Origin of the sequence: Ochrobactrum sp. 19YEA23 (assembly GCF_029909865.1) — a bacterium.
GTDB classification, from domain to species: Bacteria; Pseudomonadota; Alphaproteobacteria; order Rhizobiales; family Rhizobiaceae; genus Brucella; species Brucella gambitense.
Map to the genome: position 1 here is coordinate 630,012 of NZ_JASAMQ010000001.1, position 21,511 is coordinate 651,522.

The window sequence follows — 21,511 nt, forward strand, 5'->3', positions numbered from 1 at the left end:
ATGATCCCAACACCGTTCCCATGTTTTGGGATCATGCCCTGATCACGGATATATCATGACGAAAATCACTGACCTGCGCGTCTTCGATCTGCGTTTCCCGACTTCGCAAAGTCTGGACGGTTCGGATGCCATGAACCCGGACCCGGATTATTCGGCGGCTTATGTCATCCTTGATACGGATGATGCGTCGCTGAAGGGCCACGGCCTTACCTTCACCATCGGACGCGGCAACGACATTTGCTGTCAGGCGATTCTCGCCATGCGTCATCTGGTTGTCGGCTCCTCGATGGATGATTTCCTCGCGGCCCCCGGCAAGTTCTGGCGCTACCTGACCGGCGACAGCCAGCTGCGCTGGATCGGCCCGGACAAGGGCGCGATGCATCTCGCCACCGGTGCAGTCGTCAACGCCTTCTGGGACCTCGCTGCAAAGCAGGCTGGCAAGCCGGTATGGCGGCTTGTGGCCGATATGTCTCCGGAAGAAATTGCCGACATTGTCGATTATCGCTATCTCACCGATGCGCTGACGCGTGACGAGGCTCTTGCGATCCTCCGCAAGGCGGAAGCTGGCAAGGCAGAGCGTATCGCCACGCTCGAAGCGGAAGGCTATGCCTGCTATACGACGTCGGCCGGCTGGCTCGGCTATGACGACGACAAGCTGCGCCGTCTTTGCCAGGAAGCCATCGATGAAGGTTTCGACCACGTCAAGATGAAGGTTGGCCGCGATCTCGAAGACGATATCCGTCGCCTGACCATTGCGCGCGAAGTGATCGGTCCCGACCGTTATCTGATGATCGACGCCAATCAGGTCTGGGAAGTCGATCAGGCCATCGAATGGGTCAACAAGCTGGCCTTCTCGAAGCCGTTCTTCATTGAAGAGCCGACCAGCCCGGACGATGTGGCAGGCCATCGCAAGATTCGCGAAGCCATTGGCGACGTGAAGGTCGCAACTGGCGAAATGTGCCAGAACCGCATCATGTTCAAGCAGTTCATCGCAGAAGGCGCTATCGATATCGTCCAGATCGACAGCTGCCGCATGGGCGGCCTGAACGAAGTTCTGGCGGTGCTGCTGATGGCTGCCAAGTTCGGCAAGCCGGTCTGGCCGCATGCGGGCGGCGTTGGCCTGTGCGAATATGTGCAGCATCTGTCGATGATCGACTATGTGGCCGTTTCGGGCACCAAGGAAGGCCGTGTGATCGAATATGTCGATCATCTGCACGAGCACTTCATCGACCCATGCGTGATCAAGAACGCGGCCTATATGCCGCCGTCACTGCCGGGCTTCTCGATCGAGATGAAGCCGCAGTCGATTGCGGAATACACATTCAAGGGCTGAACCGGCATCAGCCCTGTGTAGAATACGAAAACGCCGCGCTGAGAAGCGCGGCGTTTTTATTTCGCTATCCTAGAGAAAACGGATCATCAACGCGCCAGTGAGCAGCAATACGGCTCCCACGACGCGTCCAGCGGTGATCTCTCGCACCGCAACGCCCATGAAGCCGATGCGGTCGGCGAGCAATCCGGCCATCAGCTGACCGGCCACGGCAAGGCCCATCACGGCTGCCGCGCCAATACGCGGTGTCAGCAAGATGGATGCCGTGACATAAATGCAGCCAAGCGCACCGCCTGCAACAAACAGCCAGCCTGCCGGAACGTTGAACGCTGGGAGGTTACCGGTCGCCTTGGCGGTGATGGCAGAGACGATGGCGAGAATGACCGCGCCCGCAAGAAACGAGATTGCGGCAGCGGTCGGTGGCGAGCCAAGTCCGCGCGCAAGTGCTGCATTGATCGGCGCTTGAATGGCAATGCAGGCACCCGAAAGAACGCCGAACAAGGTCCACAGCATAGAATATCCTCTCCTGGGTTTCCCGTTTAACCGAAGGCTGGACGCCAAATGTTTCACCAACGGTCCCCGACCATCTGATGAAAAGAGCAACGGGTAAGAATGCGCTAAAATGCTATCGCATAAAGCGGTAAAAATAGGCGATCACTTTTCAGGGAAAATTTTCGAAATCAACCAGATGAAACAGAAGAAGATGGTGGACGAATATTGGGGTCAAATTATTTATAGAGTTACAAGTAAAACTAATAATTATACTTTTTTCCTATTTGGAAAAAATCTGAATGATCCTATCAGGATATTGTTTCTATAAAAAATAATAAAGGATTGAAATTATGTCAGCATTAATAATGGCCCCATTATGGGGTTCTATTTTTTCGTCCGTTATTGCTTCGATAACATCACTTGTTATTCATTTTACCTAAAAAAGATTACGGAGGATGAAATTGTTTCTGGCTATTGGCGCCTGCATAACGTTCCTCGCTGCTGCAGCGATTGGAATTCCGTTTATGCTCTAGGCCTTTGATGATCATCAAAACAGAAAAGCGCGGCGAGCTTGTTTGCACGCCGCGCTTTTGCTTTATGGACCGGAGGAGTGTCGGTCACTCGCGCTTGTCCCGCGATAAGAAGTTGCCGCGTATCTTTTCCAGCCAGCCGAACACGTTGCCTACGGCGCTTCCGCCTTTGCCCAACAGCTCGATCAGTTCGCTTTCCGCTCTTTCGCGCGTCGTGGTGTCAGCCTCCGGCAGCGGTGGCAGGATATGCGCGAAATAGGTTTTGGCCAGCAGCCGGTGCAGCAAGCGCTCGCCGATAAACGGCTCGTCATTGTTGAGCGCGCGCGCGGCCTTCAACAAGGTGCGGATATCATATTGCACGGGGCTGATATCAGGCACCTGCTTGTGCAGGCCGAGCAGCGTATAGACGCCCACGCGTGCCGTGCGGATCGAACTGTCCATGGTAAAAATGATATCGTTCGAGGTTTCCACAAACTGGCCCATCAACGCCAGATTGGTGCAGCCAGCGGGCACGACATGGGGTCGATCCCCGGCTGCGCGCGGCATGAACATGGCGGTGATATAGGGCATCAACGCCAGGCGCGCTTTGGTGTTTGCCACGACGGCGTCGATCTGGCCCTCGATACCGAGGTGATAACAAAGCTCGGCAATGATTTCGCGACCCGTACAGGCCGGCATAGGTTTCTTGATGTAATTGCCGTCCTTGTCCATCAACAGGGCATAGATCCAGAGCACCAGCACATCGTCCGGCTGGTCGGGGAAATGCGGCTGGCGATTGCAGGTGAAGCTCAAAACCCAGTTGGAATCCGTAAAGGTGATGATGCCGCCGGTTACGGTTCTTCCGGAATAGGGATCATTGACCGACAGTTCCTTCAGCTTGTCGATGAGCGGCGACGGCTTGCAGGTTAAAGTGACGGATTCCCACATCGACTTGTCGATATCGCCATAGAACTTCTCCGGCTTGCCGAATATCGGCGATTTCTTGGCGAGGTTTTTCCAGAGCGCCCAGTCGCTTTCATCGCCCGGATCATGTCGTCCTCGTTCGAGCACAGGGGTGGTGTTCATATCGCCATAGGCGGTGCCTTCGGTCATCGAGCCGCTAAGCGCGAAGACAAGATCATGCGGGCCGACCGCGATTGTCTTGTCCTTGCCGTCAACCTTGACCTTGATGCCGGTAACCGTGCGTGCATCACCATCCACGCTCATATCGAGATCGTAGCTGCGCGTGCCGAACTGGACCTTTACGCCCGCTTTCTGCAAATGCGTGACGAGGGGAGGGACGAAGCTGTCATATTGGTTATATTTCGGAAACACCAATGCCGACATGTCATGAAGACCGTCGAGCGCATCCAGAAAACGGTGCATATAGAGCTTCATTTCAAGCAGGCTTTGCCAGTTCTCGAAAGCGAACATGGACCGCCACAGATACCAGAAATTGGTCTCCAGAAACCCTGCGCTGAAATACTGCTCAATGGTGATGTCGTTCAGCTCTTCCTTGCGCTTGAGCAGAAGCCGGATCAATTCCCACTGCTGGGAGCGGGACAGGCCCAAGGTGGAAAAGTCGCGAATCTTTCCGCGCTGGTGCATCAGCCGGGCTTTGGAGAAATTAGGGTCGTTGTCGTTGAGGAGCCGGTATTCATCGAGGACGCTATATCCTTCCGGAAGCTCAAGCGCCTGCACGTCCTGGAACATGTCCCACAGATTGTCGTAGTTCCAGTTCATTTCGCGGCCGCCGCGGATGATATAGCCATCTTCGGGGTTTCCCGCGCCATCCAGCGACCCGCCCTCGATTTGCATGGCATCGAGAATGGTGATGTCTTCGCCTTTTATGCCGCCATCGCGGATCAGATAGAACGCCGCAGAAAGACCTGCGATCCCACTGCCGATGATCCAGGCCTTGCGGCCTTTCACGGCTTTGGACGGTACAGGGCGGTTGCGCATGTAAGCGCCCATCATATCCGGCGGGGGGAGTGTATTTTCAGGGGTGTGGCTCCAATAGCCGGACGTGGTGTCGTTTTCGACCTTGAATGGCTTGTCGCTCTGTGAATCGGGAAATCTTGCCTTCTTCATTCAAAATCACCTCGTTATTTTCCGCAGGGTCGTGCGTGCCAACGTTCCAAAAGTGGGACGGAAGCGCTGAGGTGAGAGATAGGGCAGGTTTCGAGGGCGCATAGCTCCCAAAACGGTCATTCCGCATATGGCGTTTTTTTGCGCGCGCGGATGCCGTTTATAAAAAATGTGAAGGAGGCGCAGACGCAAATGCTCTTACAACCCTCTTTTACAAGAAGGTTATTCAGGCGTGCAATTTTACGGGAAATCGTGCGCGTTCAAAGAGATGACTGGTGCTGCGAGAGAGGATTGAACTCTCGACCTCTCCATTACCAATGGAGTGCTCTACCACTGAGCTACCGCAGCATTCTCTTGAGTGCGGCGGACTTCTGACACATCATTACGCAAATCGCAAGCGACCAAATGCATTTCTTTTCACATAATGTGGAAATCTGCGTATAGCTGCGCATCATGCCGCTTTTCTGGCGCTTTTTCTCGTAGTAGACACGGCTCATGAGTGAAAAACCGATCAATCAGGAACGTCAAAACCAGCTGGACCGTCAAAAAAAACGGCTGGCCGATCAGCTGCGCGCGAATCTGATGCGCCGCAAGGAACAGTCGCGCTCGCGACGCTCCGGAGAGGCAGATGAGCGCAATGACGGCATTTCCACTGCTGGTAAAGAAACCGAATAGGCCTTTCTTGAAGAGAGACGTCGGCTAAGGTAAAAGCGCATTTCTGTTCTCGGTTGCCATTGTCGTTCGAAAGCGATTCGCGTTTGAACGTAATTCCGCCGCAAGACTCGTCATTTTGTCAGTATCGCCGCCGCGCCGTTCAGGCAGCAGCAACAGCACATCCCGAAAAGGGTGAACCGGTTTTCGGGCAAGATGTGCTTAAAAACAAACAGTTGGAATGCTGATCCGATTTTCCCGATCGAAACGCGTTCCAACGGCTTCAAATCGATTACCGGGGGCAAGCCCCGGCCCAGAAGGGGAAACAGCATGGATCGCATCAAAATCGTCGGCGGTAATAAGCTGAATGGAATCATTCCGATCTCGGGCGCAAAAAATGCCGCTTTGCCCTTGATGATCGCTTCTCTCTTGACCGACGATACGCTGACGCTTGAAAATGTGCCGCACCTGGCCGATGTCGAGCAGCTGATCCGCATCCTCAGCAATCATGGCGTCGATTATTCGGTCAATGGCCGCCGCGAGCATCAGAACGGCGCCTATTCCCGCACGATTCATTTCACGGCTCGCAACATCGTCGATACCACTGCGCCTTATGAGCTTGTCTCGAAAATGCGCGCAAGCTTCTGGGTGATTGGCCCGCTTCTGGCGCGCATGGGCGAAGCAACCGTGTCGCTGCCAGGCGGCTGCGCCATCGGTACGCGCCCGGTTGATCTGCTGCTCGATTGCCTTCAGGCGCTGGGTGCCGAAATCGACATCGAAAACGGCTATGCCAAGGCGCGTGCGCCGAAGGGCGGTCTTGTCGGTGGTCGCTATCGCTTCCCGAAAGTGTCTGTCGGCGCAACGCATGTCATGCTGATGGCGGCTGCGCTCGCCAAGGGCGAGACGATCATCGAGAACCCGGCGCGTGAGCCGGAAGTCGTCAATCTTGCCGATTGCCTCAATGCAATGGGCGCGAAGATCACGGGCGCGGGCACCGGCACGATCCACGTGCAGGGCGTGACCAGCCTTTCCGGCGCGCGCGTTCGCGTCATTCCTGACCGCATCGAAACCGGCACCTATGCAATGGCTGTCGCCATGACCGGCGGTGACGTGCTGCTCGAAGGCGCGCAGGAAAGCCTGCTTTCTTCGGCGCTCGATACACTGCGTCAGGCCGGTGCGGAAATCACCGAGACCAATAGCGGCTTGCGCGTTGTGCGCAACGGCCATGGTATCCATCCCGTCGATGTCACGACCGACCCTTTCCCGGGCTTCCCGACCGACCTTCAGGCGCAGTTCATGGGCCTGATGACCAAGGCCAAGGGCACGTCGCACATCACCGAAACGATCTTCGAAAATCGCTTCATGCATGTGCAGGAACTGGCGCGTCTTGGCGCGAAGATTTCGTTGTCCGGCCAGACCGCGACCGTTGAGGGCGTGGAACGCCTCAAGGGCGCTCAGGTCATGGCGACCGATCTGCGCGCATCGGTCTCGCTGGTTATTGCGGGCCTTGCCGCCGAAGGCGAAACCGTCGTTAACCGCGTCTATCATCTGGATCGCGGGTTCGAGCGTCTGGAAGAAAAGCTTTCGCGTTGCGGCGCGAATGTCGAACGCATCAGCGGATAATCGGCAAGGGCCGGAACTTTGAGCGCATCCCGAAAAGTGTGAAACGTCTCCGCAGGGAAATCAGTTCACTGGACTGATTTCTGATCCTGCTTCGATCGGATGAGATGCGCGTTAGAGTAAAGGATTAGAGCGCCGATCCGATGCAATCGGATCGAAACGCGATCTAATCCAGGTTTCGGCTTTTTCATTCTGTCACGTTGATTGATCACAGGCTTGAAAAGCCTGTCGATTTTTTTCTGCCAACATGCAAAGTTATTGAGCAAAGTTGCTTCGTGAACCACCCATGTCGCCGATCTGGATGCGGCGTGGGACGGTTGTTTTGAACATGACAGGAAGTCGGTGCGGACCATGGATATGTTGAAGCTTGTGGCGTTGGATGAAGAGGATTTGCAGGTCCTGTCCGCCCATCTTCAGGACGCGGTTCTCAAAGTCTCAGACCTCCAATATATCGCCAAGGAACAGCGCTTCGTTCTGACGGCGAACCGTTTCGTCTGGGAAGAAGCGCGTCCGAAATTCCTGCGCAAGCCGCAATATCAGCGCCGCCGCACCGCTTTGCATTTCAACCGCGTCACTGCCGCCAAGGCCACTGGCATCGACCGCCAGAAACAGGACGACGTCCTGTCGCTGCTGACGATCGGTTTTGTCCCCGGCGAAGCGCCTGCGGGCACAATAGAACTGACATTCTCGGCAAATGCCGCTATCCGTCTTTCGGTGGAATGCATCGAAGCGCAGCTGACGGATCTGGGTGCGGCCTGGGAAACGGAATCGCTCCCGCGTCACGGCGTATGAGATGAACCTTCCATGCATCGCGTCTGCTGTCACGCGGACGGTTGCTCTTATCTGGACTATTTAAAGGAATACAAGCGTGGTCACGACGCTCAGACAAACCGATCCGAACTTCGAAAAGCAATTCGCAGCCTTTTTGTCCGGCAAGCGCGAAGTTTCGGCTGACGTAGACCGCGCAGCCCGCGAAATCGTTGAGCGCGTGCGCCTCGAAGGCGATGCGGCCCTGATCGACTATTCGCGCCGTTTCGACCGTATCGATCTGGAAAAGACCGGCATCGCCGTCACGGAAGCTGAAATTGACGCAGCTTTTGAGGCTGCACCGGCATCCACCGTCGAGGCGCTGAAACTGGCGCATGAGCGTATTGAAAGCCACCATGCACGGCAATTGCCCAAGGATGACCGTTACACTGATGCGCTCGGCGTTGAACTTGGTTCGCGCTGGACGGCAATCGAGGCTGTCGGCCTTTATGTGCCGGGCGGCACGGCCAGCTATCCAAGCTCGGTCCTGATGAATGCCGTGCCTGCCAAGGTGGCGGGTGTCGAGCGCATCGTCATGGTCGTTCCGGCACCCGATGGCATTCTCAATCCGCTGGTGCTGGTTGCGGCGCGTCTGGCAGGCGTTTCGGAAATCTATCGCGTCGGCGGCGCACAGGCTGTTGCAGCGCTTGCCTATGGCACAGAAACTATCAAGCCGGTCGCCAAGATTGTCGGCCCCGGCAATGCCTATGTCGCGGCGGCCAAGCGCATTGTGTTCGGTATCGTCGGTATCGATATGATCGCCGGTCCGTCGGAAGTTCTGGTGATTGCCGACAAGGACAACAATCCGGACTGGATTGCTGCCGATCTGCTGGCGCAGGCAGAGCATGATACCGCCGCGCAATCCATCCTCATGACCAATGACGAAGCGCTGGCGAAGGATGTGGAAGCGGCAGTCGAGCGCCAGTTGCTTACGCTGCCGCGCGCGCAGACTGCCACGGCAAGCTGGCGCGATTTCGGCGCGGTCATTCTGGTTGAAGATTTTGAGGCGGCGATTCCGCTCGCCAATCGTATTGCTGCCGAACATCTGGAAATTGCCGTTGCTGATCCTGAAGCGCTGCTGCCGAAGATCCGCAATGCCGGTTCCATTTTCATCGGCGCACACACGCCGGAAGTGATCGGCGATTATGTGGGCGGCTGCAATCACGTCCTGCCGACGGCGCGCTCGGCCCGGTTCTCGTCGGGCCTGAATGTGCTTGATTACATGAAGCGCACCTCGCTTTTGAAGCTCGGTCCGGACCAGTTGCGGGTGCTCGGCCCTGCGGCCATTGAAATCGCGCGTGCCGAGGGTCTCGACGCACACGCCAAGTCTGTCGCCATCCGGCTCAATCTATGAGGCATCATGACCGCTGGCGTTCCCAATGCCCGTCTTGTTGATGTCGAACTCGATGAATCCATCGGGCGGTCGACGCCTGACGTCGAGCATGAACGCGCGGTCGCGATTTTCGATCTGATCGAGGAGAATTCCTTTCATCCGATTGGCGACGAGACCGGCGGTCCCTACCGGCTGAAACTCTCGCTGATGGAAACGCGGCTGATCTTTGCCATCAGCCGTGAAAGCGGGGACGATGTGGCGACGCATATATTGTCGCTCACACCGCTGCGCCGCGTGGTGCGCGACTATTTCATGGTCTGCGAAAGCTATTATCAGGCAATCCGGTCGGCCACGCCAAGCAAGATCGAAGCCATCGATATGGGGCGGCGCGGGCTGCACAATGAAGGGTCGCAAACCTTGCAGGCGCGGCTGAAGGGCAAGATCGAAGTCGATTTCGACACGGCGCGGCGACTGTTCACGCTTGTCTGCGTGCTGCATTGGCGAGGTTGAGCCTGCATGGTCGCAGTTGATGTCGTGAACGCGCAGGATGATGGAGAGGGCGATGTGGGCCCGAAACAGAAACTGCCGTCATCCCTGCTTTTCGTCTGCGGCAAGAACGCGATCCGCTCGCCAATGGCCGAACTTCTTGCAAGAAAGCTGCTGCCACCCAATATATATGTGGCTTCCGCAGGTGTGAAACGCGGTGAACGCGATCCGTTCGTGGATGCCGTGCTTTCGGAAGAGGGGCTTTCGCTCGACGACCGCCAGCCGCGGGGCATTGAAGAACTGGCCGACGGCTATTTCGATCTCATCGTGACGCTGACACCACTTGCCCACCATACGGTGCTGGAGCGCATGCGCGGTTTCTCCGTGGATGTGGAATATTGGCCGACGCCGGACCCCACGCTGGTCACCGGCAGCCGCGAGCAGATCATGAATGCTTATCGCGATGTGCGGGATCGTTTGAAGACGCAGATTTTGCAGCGTTTCAGCCCGAAATAAGTTCACGGAATTCCGTTGTTCACAAATGCCGCCTAATCATATAGGTTCCGGCCAAATTTAGGATCAGAGTCCATTTTCGGACGCTTTTTATCGAAGAAAGAAACAGGTATCGCATGGCGAAAGAAGAAGTCCTCGAATTTCCGGGTGTTGTTACGGAACTGCTGCCGAATGCAATGTTCCGCGTGAAGCTCGAAAATGAACATGAAATCATCGCTCATACGGCTGGCCGTATGCGTAAGAACCGCATCCGCGTTCTGGCTGGCGACAAGGTTCTGGTCGAAATGACCCCTTACGATCTGACCAAGGGTCGCATCACCTACCGCTTCAAGTAAGCTTATCACGCACGGGCAGCCGTTTCGGGGGTGTTCTTGACGACAGTTGCGCAACACAAGCTGGTTCTGGCTTCCGGGTCTCCTCGCAGGATCGAACTGCTGGGGCAGGCCGGTATCGAGCCGGATCATATCCAGCCAGCGGACATAGACGAGACGCCGCAGCGTAGCGAGCATCCGCGCTCGCTGGCGCGCCGTCTGTCGCGTGAAAAAGCCGAAGCGGCGCTGGCGCAGCTGAAAAGCGACGCCAATTTCGCCAAGCCCTTCCTGCTTGCGGCCGATACGGTCGTCGCGGTCGGGCGGCGTATTCTGCCCAAGGCGGAAACCGCCGATGAGGCGCGGGAATGTCTGCGTCTTTTGTCGGGCCGTACCCATAAGGTTTTCACGGGCGTCTGCCTCATTTTGCCGAATGGCAATCTGCGCCAGACCCTGGTGGAAACGCGCCTGCGCTTCGAGCGCCTGTCGCGCCAGCAAATTGACGCCTATCTCTCTTCGGGGGAATGGCGCGGCAAGGCTGGCGGCTACGCCATACAAGGACTTGCAGGCAGCTTTGTCGTCAAACTGGTTGGCTCCTACAGCAATGTGGTCGGCCTGCCGCTCCAGGAAACCGTAAGCCTGCTGGCTGACGGTGATTATCCGGTCTATGCCAACTGGAGCACCGGAAAAGTTTAAGGTTTAAGCCATGAACGGCAAGAAGGACATATCCGCAGCAGCTGGCGCCCGCGTGACGCCGCTGCGCCCGACACGACCTTGCCCGGAATGCGGCAAGCCTTCGGCGCGTGACAGCTATCCCTTCTGTTCGCCGCGCTGCAAAAGCATCGATCTCAATCGCTGGCTTTCGGGAAGCTATGTCATCCCCGGCAAGCCTCTGGGCGAAGAGGACGAGGGCGAGAATTAGGCTTTTTGACGCTTTTTCTCTTGTGAAATCAATTCATTAGAGAAACTGTGAGAAAAGCGCATAAAAAATGCGATACGGTGCTGGACAGCGCGAAATTTAATGCTATAACCCACCCACTTCCGGCGGACACCAACACCGCCACACGGCAAGACCAAGTGCTTGCTACAGGATGCCCGGATAGCTCAGTTGGTAGAGCAGCGGATTGAAAATCCGCGTGTCGGTGGTTCGAATCCGCCTCCGGGCACCACTTCTTCTCCAAGAAAAAAATGCCGTATGACTGACGCTGCTATTTGCGCAACGCGCGTGCTCGTTCCGCTTTTCGCATCGGTCGCTGCTATGCTCCCTTGCGCGGATCGCTGGCAGTTCGCTATGTGAGAACATCACACATCCAACTGACATGCCGTGTGAAGAACGAAGCGGCTTTCAAACAGGGTGCACTTAAACGGGACAATCCGGGCGTTCGCTCGTGTGGATCGTGCGAGGCGCGTTACAGGGCTCAGGAGGGAGTTTTTCCATGCGTTGGCTGATCGGTGCCTTATTAATCCTGATGCCCTCTCTGGCCCTCGCTGAGGCCGATCAGGACCGTATCTCTTATGTATGCGACCATGACAATGTCATCGATGTCTTCACGTCACCTGACGATCCTGACCATATCCGGTTGAGCGCCTTTAGCCGCGATCGTCTTCTTGAGAGGGTGCCGTCCACTTCCGGAAGCAAGTTTGCAGGCGAGGGCTATGAAATCGCGTACGAGACTTTGACGAAAATCGCGATCACCTCTCAAGGCGTTACATATCAGTGCGTTATGGATTCGGTGGAGTAGGCGACCACAGTGATGTCGCTGCATTCAGCAGCGCATCGAAAGCAACGAGCCGAAGCTATTTCAGCAGCCTGATTGTGAGTGGACGCGTTCTGATCTGATGCCGGATCGGCAAAAAGCGAAGCCCGATCTGACGATCAGTCTCTCTTGAAATCTTCGCTAAATGCTTGAAAAGAAATGGCGCACCCGAAAGGATTCGAACCTCTGACCCCCAGATTCGTAGTCTGGTGCTCTATCCAGCTGAGCTACGGGTGCTTGCCTTTGTGCCGCTCGCTGCGGCGATGGGCGGTTGATAATCGGACCCATTACTAAATGCAAGCGTCTTCTGAGAAAAAAATGCCGTTATGTGAATATTTCTTGTCAAAGCCCGGTTTTCCGGGCTTCTCAACCGTTGTTTTCCCTGGGGTTTTTCCCCAATCAGGCGGTTTCCTCCCGCCGTGTCTGTTCTCTTTCGCGCTGCGCAGGCAAATCAGGCAGACGAATCTCGAAATGCGCGCCGATCGGACGGTCTTCCCGAAGCTCGATACTGCCTCCATGGGCGCGGATAAGCTCCTGCGCGATTGCGAGGCCCAGTCCGGTACCGTCGCTGCGTGTCGAGCCCTTGAACGCCGTGAAGAGGTTATCGCGCGCCTTTTGCGGCAGGCCAGGCCCCGTATCCTCGACGCCGATGATGGCTGTGGTGCCGATTCGACCGGATGAGAGCGTCAGACGCTTCACAGCGGCATCGCCGCCCGTATCATCCCTCTCCATGGCCTGCACGGAATTGCGGCACAGATTGCTCAGCACGCGGAACAGCTGTTCCGAATCGACGTTCAGTTCGAAGTCATCCGGAATGCGATTGTCGAATTCGATACCGCTCTCGGTTTCCAGATTGAGGCTTTCCTGCACATCCGTGACGACGGCGTGCAGATTGACCCGGCGCGGCCTCGGCGGCGCTTCCTGCGAGCGCCCATAGGCGATAACGCTTTCCGAATAGCTGATCGCACGGCTGAGCGTGCGGATGAGCTTGGGCGCGAAGCGCTTCACCATCGGATCCTTGGCGTCAGACAGATGGTCGGACATCAATTGTGCGGAGGCCAGAATGTTGCGCATGTCGTGATTGATCTTCGACACGGCAAGCCCAAGATCGGCAAGATGCTTCTGTTCTTTCAACGTGCGCTGCAAATCGCTCTGGATGTGGGAAATCTGCCGCTGGGCGATGCCCAACTCGTCCTTGCGGTTTTCCGGCACCAAAATGAGCGCCGGATTATCCGGCGTCGTTGCAAAGTCGATCATGTTGCGATGCATGATGCGCACCGGGCGCAGCAGCATTTCATGAATGATGAGATAGATCAGGCTGGCGGCAATCACCGAAATAATCAGCGAGATCACGGCGACGTTGCGGGCATAGATCAGCATGGCGCGCCGCATGGGCGCATCGGAGGTGACGATTTCAATCACCCGACCGGGCGTCGCTGTCGGCGAAACCGAACCGTAAATACGCAAGGTTCGGTCGCCACCGTCAAAAAGCGTGCTGAAAGCGTCCCAGATGGACGCCGCTTCGCTGACATTATCAAGATCGATAACCTGATCGATCTTGCCGGGAATTTCCGACATGGCGAGAAGGCGGGAGGCGCCAGCTTCACGCAGCGCGATTGCCTTGGTGCCGGTGACGAGCAGAACCTTGTCCTGAATGGCGCGCGGAACGTCCATATTCGCGCTGGCCGCCAGCACTTCGCTAACCGCGCCGACCGTATCAAGGCGCGACGTCAGCCAGCGCAGGCGCATATTGGCGATGGACGGCACGAAAATCAGCACTTCCGCCACGAGGACGGCGAGCACAATAAGCAGAAGCAGTTTGCTGGAAAGGCGGTTCTGCCAGCGCAAACGCGTGAATTGCGCGGGCGATGTGCGATCTTCCGCGTTTGTATCCTGCGCAGCGGTGTCCATCGGAACGTCGCCCGGATCTATGATCTTTTCAACAACCGCCATAACCTGATTCCAAATAGACGGCGTCTGGGGCTGTTGGCCGATGCAGCGCGTCCGATATGCCCCGAAATGCCCAATATGCCTGTGAGTCTCGAGACTGCAATAAATATAGCTTCCTATATATGGTGGCGGGGCAGATTTCCAACAGACATTATTGTATCGATTGAATTGAGCTCGCGACAGATTGCGAGCAAGCATTACGGAAATTTAATTCGACCTTCTCGGGAGGCGATGCAAAAAAGTAATATGGGGATGTGTTAGCTATTTCTCCATCGAATCTCTGTCATGGGCAGGCGGTAACCATCGTGTCGATAGGTTGCCGCATATGGTCAGACATTCGACGTGTCGTGTAAAAAAGTATATTTTTTAAAAGACAGAACCTGTCGGGCAGCGATGGGACGGGTTCTGCCGGAGAGCTGAATGAAATCGTGGAAGCAGATTGTCGTCTGCCTGCTTATTGTTCTGGCCGCTGCGGGCGGCTGGTACGCCTATAAACAGAAGAATGCAGCGTCGGAAAACGCCGCCGCAGGCGCCGATGCGTCCCGCGCTCAGCAATCCGCTGCCAAATCCGGAGCGAGGGCGCCGCTGGTCGTCGTCGAACCGGCGAGCGAAGAAACCATCAATAATCGTCTGACCGCCATCGGGTCCGCGCGTGCGCTCAGCACAGTGTCGATCACGCCTTATTCCAGCGGCTATATGAACAAGCTGTTCGTGAAGGCTGGCGACAGCGTCAAGGCGGGCGATGCGATTGCGGAACTTGATTCCGACACCGAGACGATTGCCGTCGCCAAGGCTGAAACGGCTCTGAAAGATGCCGAGACAACCCGCCAGCGTATCGAACGCCTGAGAGCCACGAACACCGCAACGGGTGTTCAGGCTGTTGAAGCCGAACTGGGCGTCGCCAATGCGCAGCTTGCCCTGAAGGATGCGCAGCTTGCCTTGAGCCGTCGCACGGTGCGCTCGCCGATTTCCGGCGTGGTGGGCATTCTGCCTGTCAATGCGGGCAACTATGTCACCGCCCAGACTTCCATTGCGCGGATCGACGACCGCTCCAAGATGCTGGTCGATATCTGGGTTCCAGAACGTTTTGCCCCGCAGATCAAGGTTGGGCAGCCGCTGACGGCGGAAACGACGGCCTTTGCGGGTGAAACCCACAAGGGCGAAATCAATGCCGTCGACAATATGATCGATGAGGCAAGCCGCACGCTGCATGTGCGGGCCGAGGTCGATAATTCCGAAGATCGCTTGCGCGCCGGCATGTCGTTCTACGTCACGGTGCTTTTCCCCGGCAATCGTTTTCCATCTGTCGACCCGCTGGCGATCCAGTGGGGCGCGGATGGATCTTATATCTGGCGTATCGAGGAAGGTCTGGCGAAGAAGATCGCTGTTCGCGTCGTGCAGCGCAATGCCACCAGCATTCTTCTGGATGGTCCGGTCAAGCAGGGCGACATGATCGTCACGCAAGGGGTCCAGACGGTTCGCGATGAAGCGCCGGTTCGCGTGATGGATGCGCAGGGCACGGCCCGCGCCGATCCTGCGGCTGCAAAACCTGTAGCCGGTTGAGGGGGCGCTGGTGAGCAGTCATAAACCATCATCCGCCGATCGCGGCGGCTCGATCGCACTTTTCATTCGTCGCCCGGTCTTTGCTTTCGTCATCAATGTTCTCATTGTCGTGGCAGGTCTTGCTGCTTTCACGGGCGTCGATATTCGCGAATTGCCGGATGTGGATCGCCCGGTTGTCACGATCAGTACGGATTTCAGCGGTGCGTCCGCCGAAACCATCGACCGCCAGCTGACGCAGGTTCTGGAAAACGCCGTTGCGCGCGTGTCCGGCGTCAAGTCGATTTCCTCGACATCGTCCTTTGAACGCAGCCGTGTGACGGTCGAGTTCAACGACGGTGTCGATCTCAATGTTGCTGCCGCCGATATGCGCGATGCGATTTCACGCGTTGCCAACACCGTGCCGGAGGCAGCCGATCCCTCCCGCATCATCAAGGCGGATTCGAACGCTGATCCCGTGATGCGACTGGCGGTGACATCGGACACCATGTCCGTCGACGATATGACCGTGCTGATCGAAGACCAGATTCAGGATGTGCTGTCGGCTGTGCCGGGCGTGGCTGATGTGCAGATCTACGGCGACCGCGCCAAGATTTTCCGCATCGATATCAATCAGGCACGTCTTGCAAGCTATGGGCTGACGCTGGCCGATGTGGCGACCGCGCTCAATTCCATGGGGCTGGATGCACCAGCGGGTTCACTGCGCAGCTCCGATCAGGCGATCGTGGTGCGTGCGACGGCCAATCTGGAAAAGCCCGAAGACTTCGAGAATGTTTATATCAAGGGCCGCACGCAGATCCGTGACGTCGCCACAGTCACGCTCGGACCCGATATCGAAAGTTCGGCTGTGCGTTCCAACGGCAAGATGGCCATCGGGCTGGGCATTGTGCGTCAGGCGCAGTCCAACACACTCGATATTTCGCAAGGCGTTCGCGCTGCCGTTGCCAATCTGCAGACCACCTTGCCGCCAGGTGTGAACATCGCCGTCACCAGCGATGATGCAAGCTTCATCAATGGCGCTATCCATGAAGTCGAGATTGCGCTGATTGCTTCGGTGATCATCGTGGTGGCGATCATCTTCATGTTCCTGTGGGATATTCGCGCCACGCTCATTCCGGCCCTGTCCATGCCGGTGGCGCTGATCGGCACCGTCGCGGCGATTTATCTCGCGGGCTTTTCCATCAATATTTTGACATTGCTGGCGCTGGTGCTTGCCACCGGCCTTGTGGTCGATGACGCCATCGTGGTGCTGGAAAATGTCGTGCGACGGCGCAATCAGGGCATGGGCCCGCGCGCTGCTGCGGTGCTCGGCACGCAGGAAGTGTTCTTCGCCGTCATCGCGACCACGCTGACACTGGCTGCCGTGTTCGTGCCGATTTCGTTTCTGCCGGGGCAGGCGGGCGGATTGTTCCGCGAATTCGGCTTCGTGCTGGCCATTGCCGTTTTGCTGTCATCTGTGGTGGCGCTGACGCTTTGCCCGATGCTGGCCTCGCGCTTTCTGAAGGAAGGCAGCGGCGAGACGGAAGGCGCACATGGCCCGCTGTTCTTGCGCCGTATCGGCGGCGGACTTGCAGGTTTTTACCGCAAGACCCTTCATGTCTGTCTGGCTGCACCGTGGGTGGTTGTGCTGGTTGCACTGCTTTTCGGCGGCGTATCGGTTGCCGTGTTTGGCACGATCCGTCAGGAACTGACGCCGTCGGAAGACCGCGCCGTGGCGGTGCTGCGCATCAACGGACCGCAGGGCATCAGCGTTGACTTCCTGCAATCGCAGCTCAACAAGATCGAGGAAGCGATCCAGCCATTGCGTGACGATGGCGAGATTGTCACCACCTATGCCATTGCCGGTTCCGGCGGCTCCGCCAATAATGGTTTCATGGTGCTAACGCTTGCTCCATGGAAGGAGCGTCACCGCAGCCAGCAGGAGATCATGGCGGATATCACCAAGCGGGTGCAGAACATTACCGCCGTGCGTATCTTCTCGACCCAGCCGAACAGTCTCGGTATTCGCGGCGCTGGTAACGGACTGCAATTCGCCATTGTCGGCAGTGATTATGCCAAGCTTCAGCCTGCTGCGCAGGCCGTCGTCGCGGCGCTGGAAAAAGATCCGCGCTTTGAGCAGCCGCGCCTGTCGGTGGAGCCGACACAGCCACAGCTTTCCGTCGAGATCAACCGTGAGCGCGCCTCCGATCTTGGCATCGACATTACCGGCCTCGCCAATGCCGTGCAGTCGGTGCTGGACGGGCGCAAGATCGGCTCGGTCTATGTGGGCGACCGCAGTTTCGACGTGAAATTCGTCGCGACCACCAATCCGATCAACGATCCGACCGATCTGGAAAACATCTTCATGAAAGCGGCGGACGGGCGTTATGTGCCGATGTCGTCCATCGCGACCGTTGTTGAAAAGGCGGTGCCGCCGCAGCTTGATCGCGAAACGCGCCAGCGTTCGGTGGCTATCACCACCGGCCTGCGCGCTGATTTTGCACTCGGCAATGCCTTCACGGCAGCGCAGGAAATTGCAGCCCCGCTTCTGCCGCCTGGCAGCCATATCATTCCGCTCGCCGAAGCCACAACGCTCAGCGAAACCTCCAGCGGTCTTGCTATGGTGTTCGGCTTTGCCATCATCATCATTCTGCTGGTGCTTGCGGCGCAGTTTGAAAGCTTCGTCAGTGCACTGATCGTCATGGCGACGGTGCCGCTCGGTCTTGGCTGTGCGGTGGTCGCTATGATGCTGACGGGCACAAGCCTCAACGTCTATAGCCAGATCGGCCTTGTGCTTTTGGTGGGCATCATGGCCAAGAACGGTATTCTGATCGTCGAATTTGCCGATCAGTTGCGCGACAAGGGGCTGAGCGTGCGGGAGGCGGTTGAGGAAGCCTCCAATATCCGCCTGCGTCCGGTCTGCATGACGATGATCTGCGCCGTGCTCGGCGGTGTGCCGCTGATACTGGCAAGCGGGGCCGGGGCAGAAGCCCGCGTGGCGCTCGGCTGGGTGATCGTCGGCGGTCTTGGCCTTGCAACCATCGCGACGCTTTATGTGACGCCGGTCGCCTATCTGCTGCTCGGACGCTTCACCAAGCCGAAGGTCGAGGAAGAAGCGCGTCTGGAACGCGAGCTTGTTCGGGCCGTGGCTCTGGAAGAAAAATTCAAGTAACATACTGGATAGACAAACAAAAACCCGGAAGCATGCTTCCGGGTTTTTCATATTGAGCGCGAGATGATTACTTCTTCATCGCGTCGGTGACCTTTGCGGTCCATGCGCCTTCCGGCTTCTTGGTGATGACCGGATCGGACCCGCCGCCAAGCAGCGTTTCAACCGTGCGATCGGCAGCGGCGACATCAAGCGTGCCGTCCGAACCGTCGATCAGCTTGCCGATTTCCTTGACCATGCGCTCCTGAACTTCCTTCTTCTGCGCACCGGAAGAATCATTGTCGAGAATGATGTCGGCGGCTTCATCCGGATGTTCAGACGCATATTGCCAGCCCTTCATCGAAGCGCGGACAAAGCGTGCCAGCTTTTCGACCATGGCCGGATCATCAAGGCTCTTTTCAAGCACATAAAGCCCGTCTTCCAGTGTCGCCACGCCCTGTTCTTCATAAGGGAAGACGACGAGCTGGTCGGCAGGAATACCGGCATCGATCACCTGCCAATATTCATTATAGGTCATGGTCGAGATGCAGTCGGCCTGCTTCTGGATCAGCGGATCTACGTTGAAGCCCTGCTTCAGAACGGTAACGCCATCCTTGCCGCCAGTGGTCGGGATTTTCAGATGGTTCATCCAGGACAGGAACGGATATTCATTGCCGCCGAACCAGACGCCCAGTGTGCGGCCCTTGAAATCTTCCGGCTTGGTGATGCCGGTTTCCTTGCGGCAGGTCAGCATCATGCCCGACTTCTTGAAAGGCTGGGCAATGTTGACCAGCGGTACGCCCTTTTCGCGGGTGGCGAGCGCCGACGGCATCCAGTCGACCACCACATCCGCACCGCCACCGGCGATCACCTGCGGCGGGGCAACGTCTGGACCGCCCGGCTTGATCTCGACGTCGAGTTTTTCTTCGTCGTAGAAACCCTTGTCCTTGGCCACGTAATAGCCTGCGAACTGGCCCTGCGTGACCCATTTGAGCTGCAAGGTCAGCTTGTCTGCGGCCATGGCCGTCGTGCTCATGAGTGCAAGAGCAAGTCCGGCTGTTGCGAGGCCTATGGATAGTGCCTTCTTCATGCTTGGTTCTCCTCTGGTTGACGGTCCCGCCTTATGTTGGCGGATACCGGATCTGCTTACATTTACGCACTTCCTGCAAAAGCACTTCGCGCTTCCGCCGGAAAGGCTTACCCCCGCCTGTAAGAAGGGTGCCAGAATGTCACTTTGCGCTCGATCAGCGCGATCAGCCCGTAGGAAAGCGATCCCGCAAGGGCGGCGACGAAAATTTCAGCCCAGACCATGTCCACATTCATGCGGCCGATCTCAGCCGAAATGCGGAAGCCCATGCCGACAATCGGCGTGCCGAAGAATTCTGCCACGATAGCGCCAATCAGCGCGAGCGTGGAATTGATCTTCAGCGCGTTGAAGATGAAGGGCATTGCGGCGGGCAGGCGCAGCTTCACCAGCGTCTGCCAGTAATTGGAGCCATAGGTCTCCATCAGGTCGCGTTCCATCGATCCGGTGCTTGCAAGGCCTGCGACCGTATTCACCAGCATGGGGAAGAAGGTCATGATGATGACGACGGCAGCCTTGGACTCCCAGCCGAAACCGAACCACATCACCATGATCGGCGCGACGCCGACGATGGGCAGCGCCGCCGCCAGATTGCCAAGCGGCAAAAGGCCCTTGCGCAGGAAGGGGATGCGGTCGGCGACGATGGCTGTGATGAAGCCCAGCCCGCAACCGGCGACATAGCCGATGATGACCGCCTTCATGAAGGTCTGGCGGAAATCCGCCCAGAGGATCGGCACAGAATCGACGATCCGCGCCCAGATGGCGGAGGGCGCAGGCAGCAGCACCTGCGGTATGGCAAACAGCCGGACGGCTGCTTCCCACAGCACCAGCATGGCGATGCCGAACAGGGCAGGGACTGCGATGTCGAGCAGTTTCTGGCCTTGCGGGGTGCGGGCCTTGAGGCTGGAAACCCAGCCTACGATCACCCACGATACTGCAATGATGGCGATTAGGGAGAGAATGCCGGTCGTCATGCCGCAGCCCTTTCCGGCTTCGCGCCCATGCGGCTGTTGACGATGCGCGCCACCAGCCCGACCAATGCCACCAAGACACCGGCCATGACGGCAGCGGCGATGAGTGCCGCCCAGATCTGCACCGTCTGCCCGTAATAGGAACCGGCGAGCAAGCGCGCGCCAAGTCCGGCGACAGCGCCGGTCGGCAATTCGCCGACGATGGCGCCAACGAGGCTGATGGCAACGGCAATCTGCATCGATGTGAAGAGAAACGGCATGGCCGCTGGCCAGCGCAGCTTCCAGAACACCTGCGCGCGTGACGCATTATAAGTGCGCATGAGGTCGAGATGCATGACATCCGGCGACCGCAACCCCTTCACCATGCCAACGGCAACAGGGAAGAAGGAGAGATAGGTCGATATGAAGGCTTTCGGCAGCAGGCCCGATATGCCGATGGCATTCAGTACCACGATGATCATCGGCGCGACGGCGAGAATCGGGATCGTCTGCGAGGTGATGATCCACGGCATCAGGCTTCTGTCGAGCGTGCGCGAATGGACGATGCCGACCGCCAGCGCAATGCCGAGAAGCGAACCGAGTGCGAAGCCGAGCAGCGTCGAGGAAAGCGTGACCCAGCCGTGATAGACGAGGCTGCGCTTGGACGTCGGCTTGACGTCGAAGACGGTCTTCCAGATTTCCTGCGCCACCTGATGTGGTGCTGGCAGAACCGGGCGCTCCTGGTTCATCGTATTGGCGACGAGCGTGGAAAACGAAATCTCGGTCCCGGCGCGCTCAGCCTGATCACGTTCGAAGGGCGCGTTCAGAAACACCGCCAGTCCATACCAGAGCGCGACGAACACGGCGAGAACCGTCGTCACGGGAATGAATTTGTCGTGCAGGAAGGCTTTCATCTCCGGCCTCCTACAACAACGTCTAGGCCGCG

General features: G+C 57.5%; 19 protein-coding genes and 3 tRNA genes. 14 read left to right on the plus strand and 8 right to left on the minus strand.

What is annotated here, in order from left to right; translation table 11 throughout:
* Window positions 1-55 precede the first annotated feature (55 nt).
* Window positions 56-1,333 (plus strand): L-fuconate dehydratase, encoded by a 1,278-nt coding sequence (locus tag QBD01_RS02825; protein WP_280991520.1) that lies wholly within the window; start codon window positions 56-58, stop codon window positions 1,331-1,333.
* Between the two features lie 69 nt (window positions 1,334-1,402).
* On the opposite strand, the gene QBD01_RS02830 is transcribed toward QBD01_RS02825, so the two are convergent.
* From QBD01_RS02830 to QBD01_RS02840, 3 genes are all read right to left on the minus strand, one after another.
* A complete protein-coding gene (locus QBD01_RS02830; protein ID WP_280991521.1) occupies window positions 1,403-1,843 on the minus strand; it encodes a DMT family transporter in 441 nt (146 codons plus the stop codon).
* 596 nt (window positions 1,844-2,439) lie between these two features.
* Entirely contained in the window at window positions 2,440-4,422 is a 1,983-nt protein-coding gene (locus QBD01_RS02835) for an oleate hydratase (RefSeq protein WP_280991522.1), read from the minus strand.
* Between the two features lie 270 nt (window positions 4,423-4,692).
* Window positions 4,693-4,767: transfer RNA gene (locus tag QBD01_RS02840), tRNA-Thr, on the minus strand.
* Window positions 4,768-4,914: 147 nt separating this feature from the next.
* Here QBD01_RS02840 and QBD01_RS02845 point away from each other — a divergent pair.
* The 11 genes from QBD01_RS02845 to QBD01_RS02895 all read left to right on the plus strand — a co-directional run bounded on the left by QBD01_RS02845 (window position 4,915) and on the right by QBD01_RS02895 (window position 11,879).
* On the plus strand, window positions 4,915-5,094 hold the full coding sequence (locus tag QBD01_RS02845) for a hypothetical protein (protein ID WP_078337864.1): 180 nt from the start codon (window positions 4,915-4,917) through the stop codon (window positions 5,092-5,094).
* Between the two features lie 306 nt (window positions 5,095-5,400).
* The gene (gene murA / locus QBD01_RS02850) at window positions 5,401-6,693 is read left to right on the plus strand and encodes a UDP-N-acetylglucosamine 1-carboxyvinyltransferase (protein WP_182519255.1); all 1,293 of its coding nucleotides are present in this window, start codon (window positions 5,401-5,403) and stop codon (window positions 6,691-6,693) included.
* A 348-nt stretch (window positions 6,694-7,041) separates the two neighbouring features.
* Window positions 7,042-7,482: a DUF2948 family protein gene (locus QBD01_RS02855; protein ID WP_280991523.1), complete on the plus strand. Its 441-nt coding sequence runs from the start codon at window positions 7,042-7,044 to the stop codon at window positions 7,480-7,482.
* A gap of 76 nt (window positions 7,483-7,558) precedes the next feature.
* Entirely contained in the window at window positions 7,559-8,851 is a 1,293-nt protein-coding gene (hisD, locus tag QBD01_RS02860) for a histidinol dehydrogenase (RefSeq protein WP_280991524.1), read from the plus strand.
* A gap of 6 nt (window positions 8,852-8,857) precedes the next feature.
* Complete coding sequence (locus tag QBD01_RS02865; RefSeq protein ID WP_280991525.1) at window positions 8,858-9,340, plus strand: UPF0262 family protein; 483 nt, start codon at window positions 8,858-8,860, stop codon at window positions 9,338-9,340.
* A 6-nt stretch (window positions 9,341-9,346) separates the two neighbouring features.
* Window positions 9,347-9,832 (plus strand): low molecular weight phosphatase family protein, encoded by a 486-nt coding sequence (locus QBD01_RS02870; protein WP_280991526.1) that lies wholly within the window; start codon window positions 9,347-9,349, stop codon window positions 9,830-9,832.
* Between the two features lie 113 nt (window positions 9,833-9,945).
* On the plus strand, window positions 9,946-10,164 hold the full coding sequence (gene infA, locus QBD01_RS02875; protein WP_002965531.1) for a translation initiation factor IF-1: 219 nt from the start codon (window positions 9,946-9,948) through the stop codon (window positions 10,162-10,164).
* Between the two features lie 36 nt (window positions 10,165-10,200).
* A complete protein-coding gene (locus tag QBD01_RS02880) occupies window positions 10,201-10,833 on the plus strand; it encodes a Maf-like protein (RefSeq protein ID WP_078338109.1) in 633 nt (210 codons plus the stop codon).
* A 10-nt stretch (window positions 10,834-10,843) separates the two neighbouring features.
* Entirely contained in the window at window positions 10,844-11,059 is a 216-nt protein-coding gene (gene yacG, locus QBD01_RS02885) for a DNA gyrase inhibitor YacG (RefSeq protein WP_182519259.1), read from the plus strand.
* 171 nt (window positions 11,060-11,230) lie between these two features.
* A tRNA-Phe gene (locus QBD01_RS02890) sits at window positions 11,231-11,306 on the plus strand.
* A gap of 267 nt (window positions 11,307-11,573) precedes the next feature.
* A complete protein-coding gene (locus QBD01_RS02895) occupies window positions 11,574-11,879 on the plus strand; it encodes a hypothetical protein (protein WP_280991527.1) in 306 nt (101 codons plus the stop codon).
* A gap of 175 nt (window positions 11,880-12,054) precedes the next feature.
* On the opposite strand, the gene QBD01_RS02900 is transcribed toward QBD01_RS02895, so the two are convergent.
* Together QBD01_RS02900 and QBD01_RS02905 are read right to left on the minus strand one after the other, a co-directional pair.
* Window positions 12,055-12,131 (minus strand) — tRNA-Arg (locus QBD01_RS02900).
* 162 nt (window positions 12,132-12,293) lie between these two features.
* Complete coding sequence (locus QBD01_RS02905; protein ID WP_280991528.1) at window positions 12,294-13,847, minus strand: HAMP domain-containing sensor histidine kinase; 1,554 nt, start codon at window positions 13,845-13,847, stop codon at window positions 12,294-12,296.
* Between the two features lie 417 nt (window positions 13,848-14,264).
* Between QBD01_RS02905 and QBD01_RS02910 the strand changes: the two genes are divergently transcribed.
* Window positions 14,265-15,407 (plus strand): efflux RND transporter periplasmic adaptor subunit, encoded by a 1,143-nt coding sequence (locus tag QBD01_RS02910; protein ID WP_280991529.1) that lies wholly within the window; start codon window positions 14,265-14,267, stop codon window positions 15,405-15,407.
* A gap of 10 nt (window positions 15,408-15,417) precedes the next feature.
* Window positions 15,418-18,555: an efflux RND transporter permease subunit gene (locus QBD01_RS02915; RefSeq protein WP_280991530.1), complete on the plus strand. Its 3,138-nt coding sequence runs from the start codon at window positions 15,418-15,420 to the stop codon at window positions 18,553-18,555.
* Between the two features lie 67 nt (window positions 18,556-18,622).
* Here the strand turns inward: QBD01_RS02915 and QBD01_RS02920 are convergent, their stop codons facing one another.
* From QBD01_RS02920 to QBD01_RS02930, 3 genes are all read right to left on the minus strand, one after another.
* Window positions 18,623-19,621, minus strand: a complete 999-nt coding sequence (locus tag QBD01_RS02920) for an ABC transporter substrate-binding protein (protein WP_280991531.1) — start codon at window positions 19,619-19,621, stop codon at window positions 18,623-18,625.
* A gap of 107 nt (window positions 19,622-19,728) precedes the next feature.
* Entirely contained in the window at window positions 19,729-20,589 is an 861-nt protein-coding gene (locus QBD01_RS02925) for an ABC transporter permease (RefSeq protein WP_138785973.1), read from the minus strand.
* Window positions 20,586-21,479 (minus strand): ABC transporter permease, encoded by an 894-nt coding sequence (locus QBD01_RS02930; RefSeq protein ID WP_280991532.1) that lies wholly within the window; start codon window positions 21,477-21,479, stop codon window positions 20,586-20,588. The genes QBD01_RS02925 and QBD01_RS02930 overlap by 4 nt, the downstream gene beginning before the upstream one ends.
* Window positions 21,480-21,511: the final 32 nt, after the last annotated feature.

Excerpts from the sequence above, each read along its gene's own strand:
- infA (WP_002965531.1), top strand. The coding sequence starts at position 9,946 with ATGGCGAAAGAAGAAGTCCTCGAATTTCCGGGTGTTGTTACGGAACTG.
- QBD01_RS02925 (WP_138785973.1), bottom strand. The coding sequence starts at position 20,589 with ATGACGACCGGCATTCTCTCCCTAATCGCCATCATTGCAGTATCGTGG.
- QBD01_RS02905 (WP_280991528.1), bottom strand. The coding sequence starts at position 13,847 with ATGGCGGTTGTTGAAAAGATCATAGATCCGGGCGACGTTCCGATGGAC.
- QBD01_RS02835 (WP_280991522.1), bottom strand. The coding sequence starts at position 4,422 with ATGAAGAAGGCAAGATTTCCCGATTCACAGAGCGACAAGCCATTCAAG.
- QBD01_RS02920 (WP_280991531.1), bottom strand. The coding sequence starts at position 19,621 with ATGAAGAAGGCACTATCCATAGGCCTCGCAACAGCCGGACTTGCTCTT.
- QBD01_RS02830 (WP_280991521.1), bottom strand. The coding sequence starts at position 1,843 with ATGCTGTGGACCTTGTTCGGCGTTCTTTCGGGTGCCTGCATTGCCATT.
- QBD01_RS02930 (WP_280991532.1), bottom strand. The coding sequence starts at position 21,479 with ATGAAAGCCTTCCTGCACGACAAATTCATTCCCGTGACGACGGTTCTC.
- QBD01_RS02845 (WP_078337864.1), top strand. The coding sequence starts at position 4,915 with ATGAGTGAAAAACCGATCAATCAGGAACGTCAAAACCAGCTGGACCGT.
- QBD01_RS02865 (WP_280991525.1), top strand. The coding sequence starts at position 8,858 with ATGACCGCTGGCGTTCCCAATGCCCGTCTTGTTGATGTCGAACTCGAT.
- QBD01_RS02870 (WP_280991526.1), top strand. The coding sequence starts at position 9,347 with ATGGTCGCAGTTGATGTCGTGAACGCGCAGGATGATGGAGAGGGCGAT.
- murA (WP_182519255.1), top strand. The coding sequence starts at position 5,401 with ATGGATCGCATCAAAATCGTCGGCGGTAATAAGCTGAATGGAATCATT.
- QBD01_RS02910 (WP_280991529.1), top strand. The coding sequence starts at position 14,265 with ATGAAATCGTGGAAGCAGATTGTCGTCTGCCTGCTTATTGTTCTGGCC.
- QBD01_RS02825 (WP_280991520.1), top strand. The coding sequence starts at position 56 with ATGACGAAAATCACTGACCTGCGCGTCTTCGATCTGCGTTTCCCGACT.
- QBD01_RS02855 (WP_280991523.1), top strand. The coding sequence starts at position 7,042 with ATGGATATGTTGAAGCTTGTGGCGTTGGATGAAGAGGATTTGCAGGTC.
- yacG (WP_182519259.1), top strand. The coding sequence starts at position 10,844 with ATGAACGGCAAGAAGGACATATCCGCAGCAGCTGGCGCCCGCGTGACG.
- QBD01_RS02895 (WP_280991527.1), top strand. The coding sequence starts at position 11,574 with ATGCGTTGGCTGATCGGTGCCTTATTAATCCTGATGCCCTCTCTGGCC.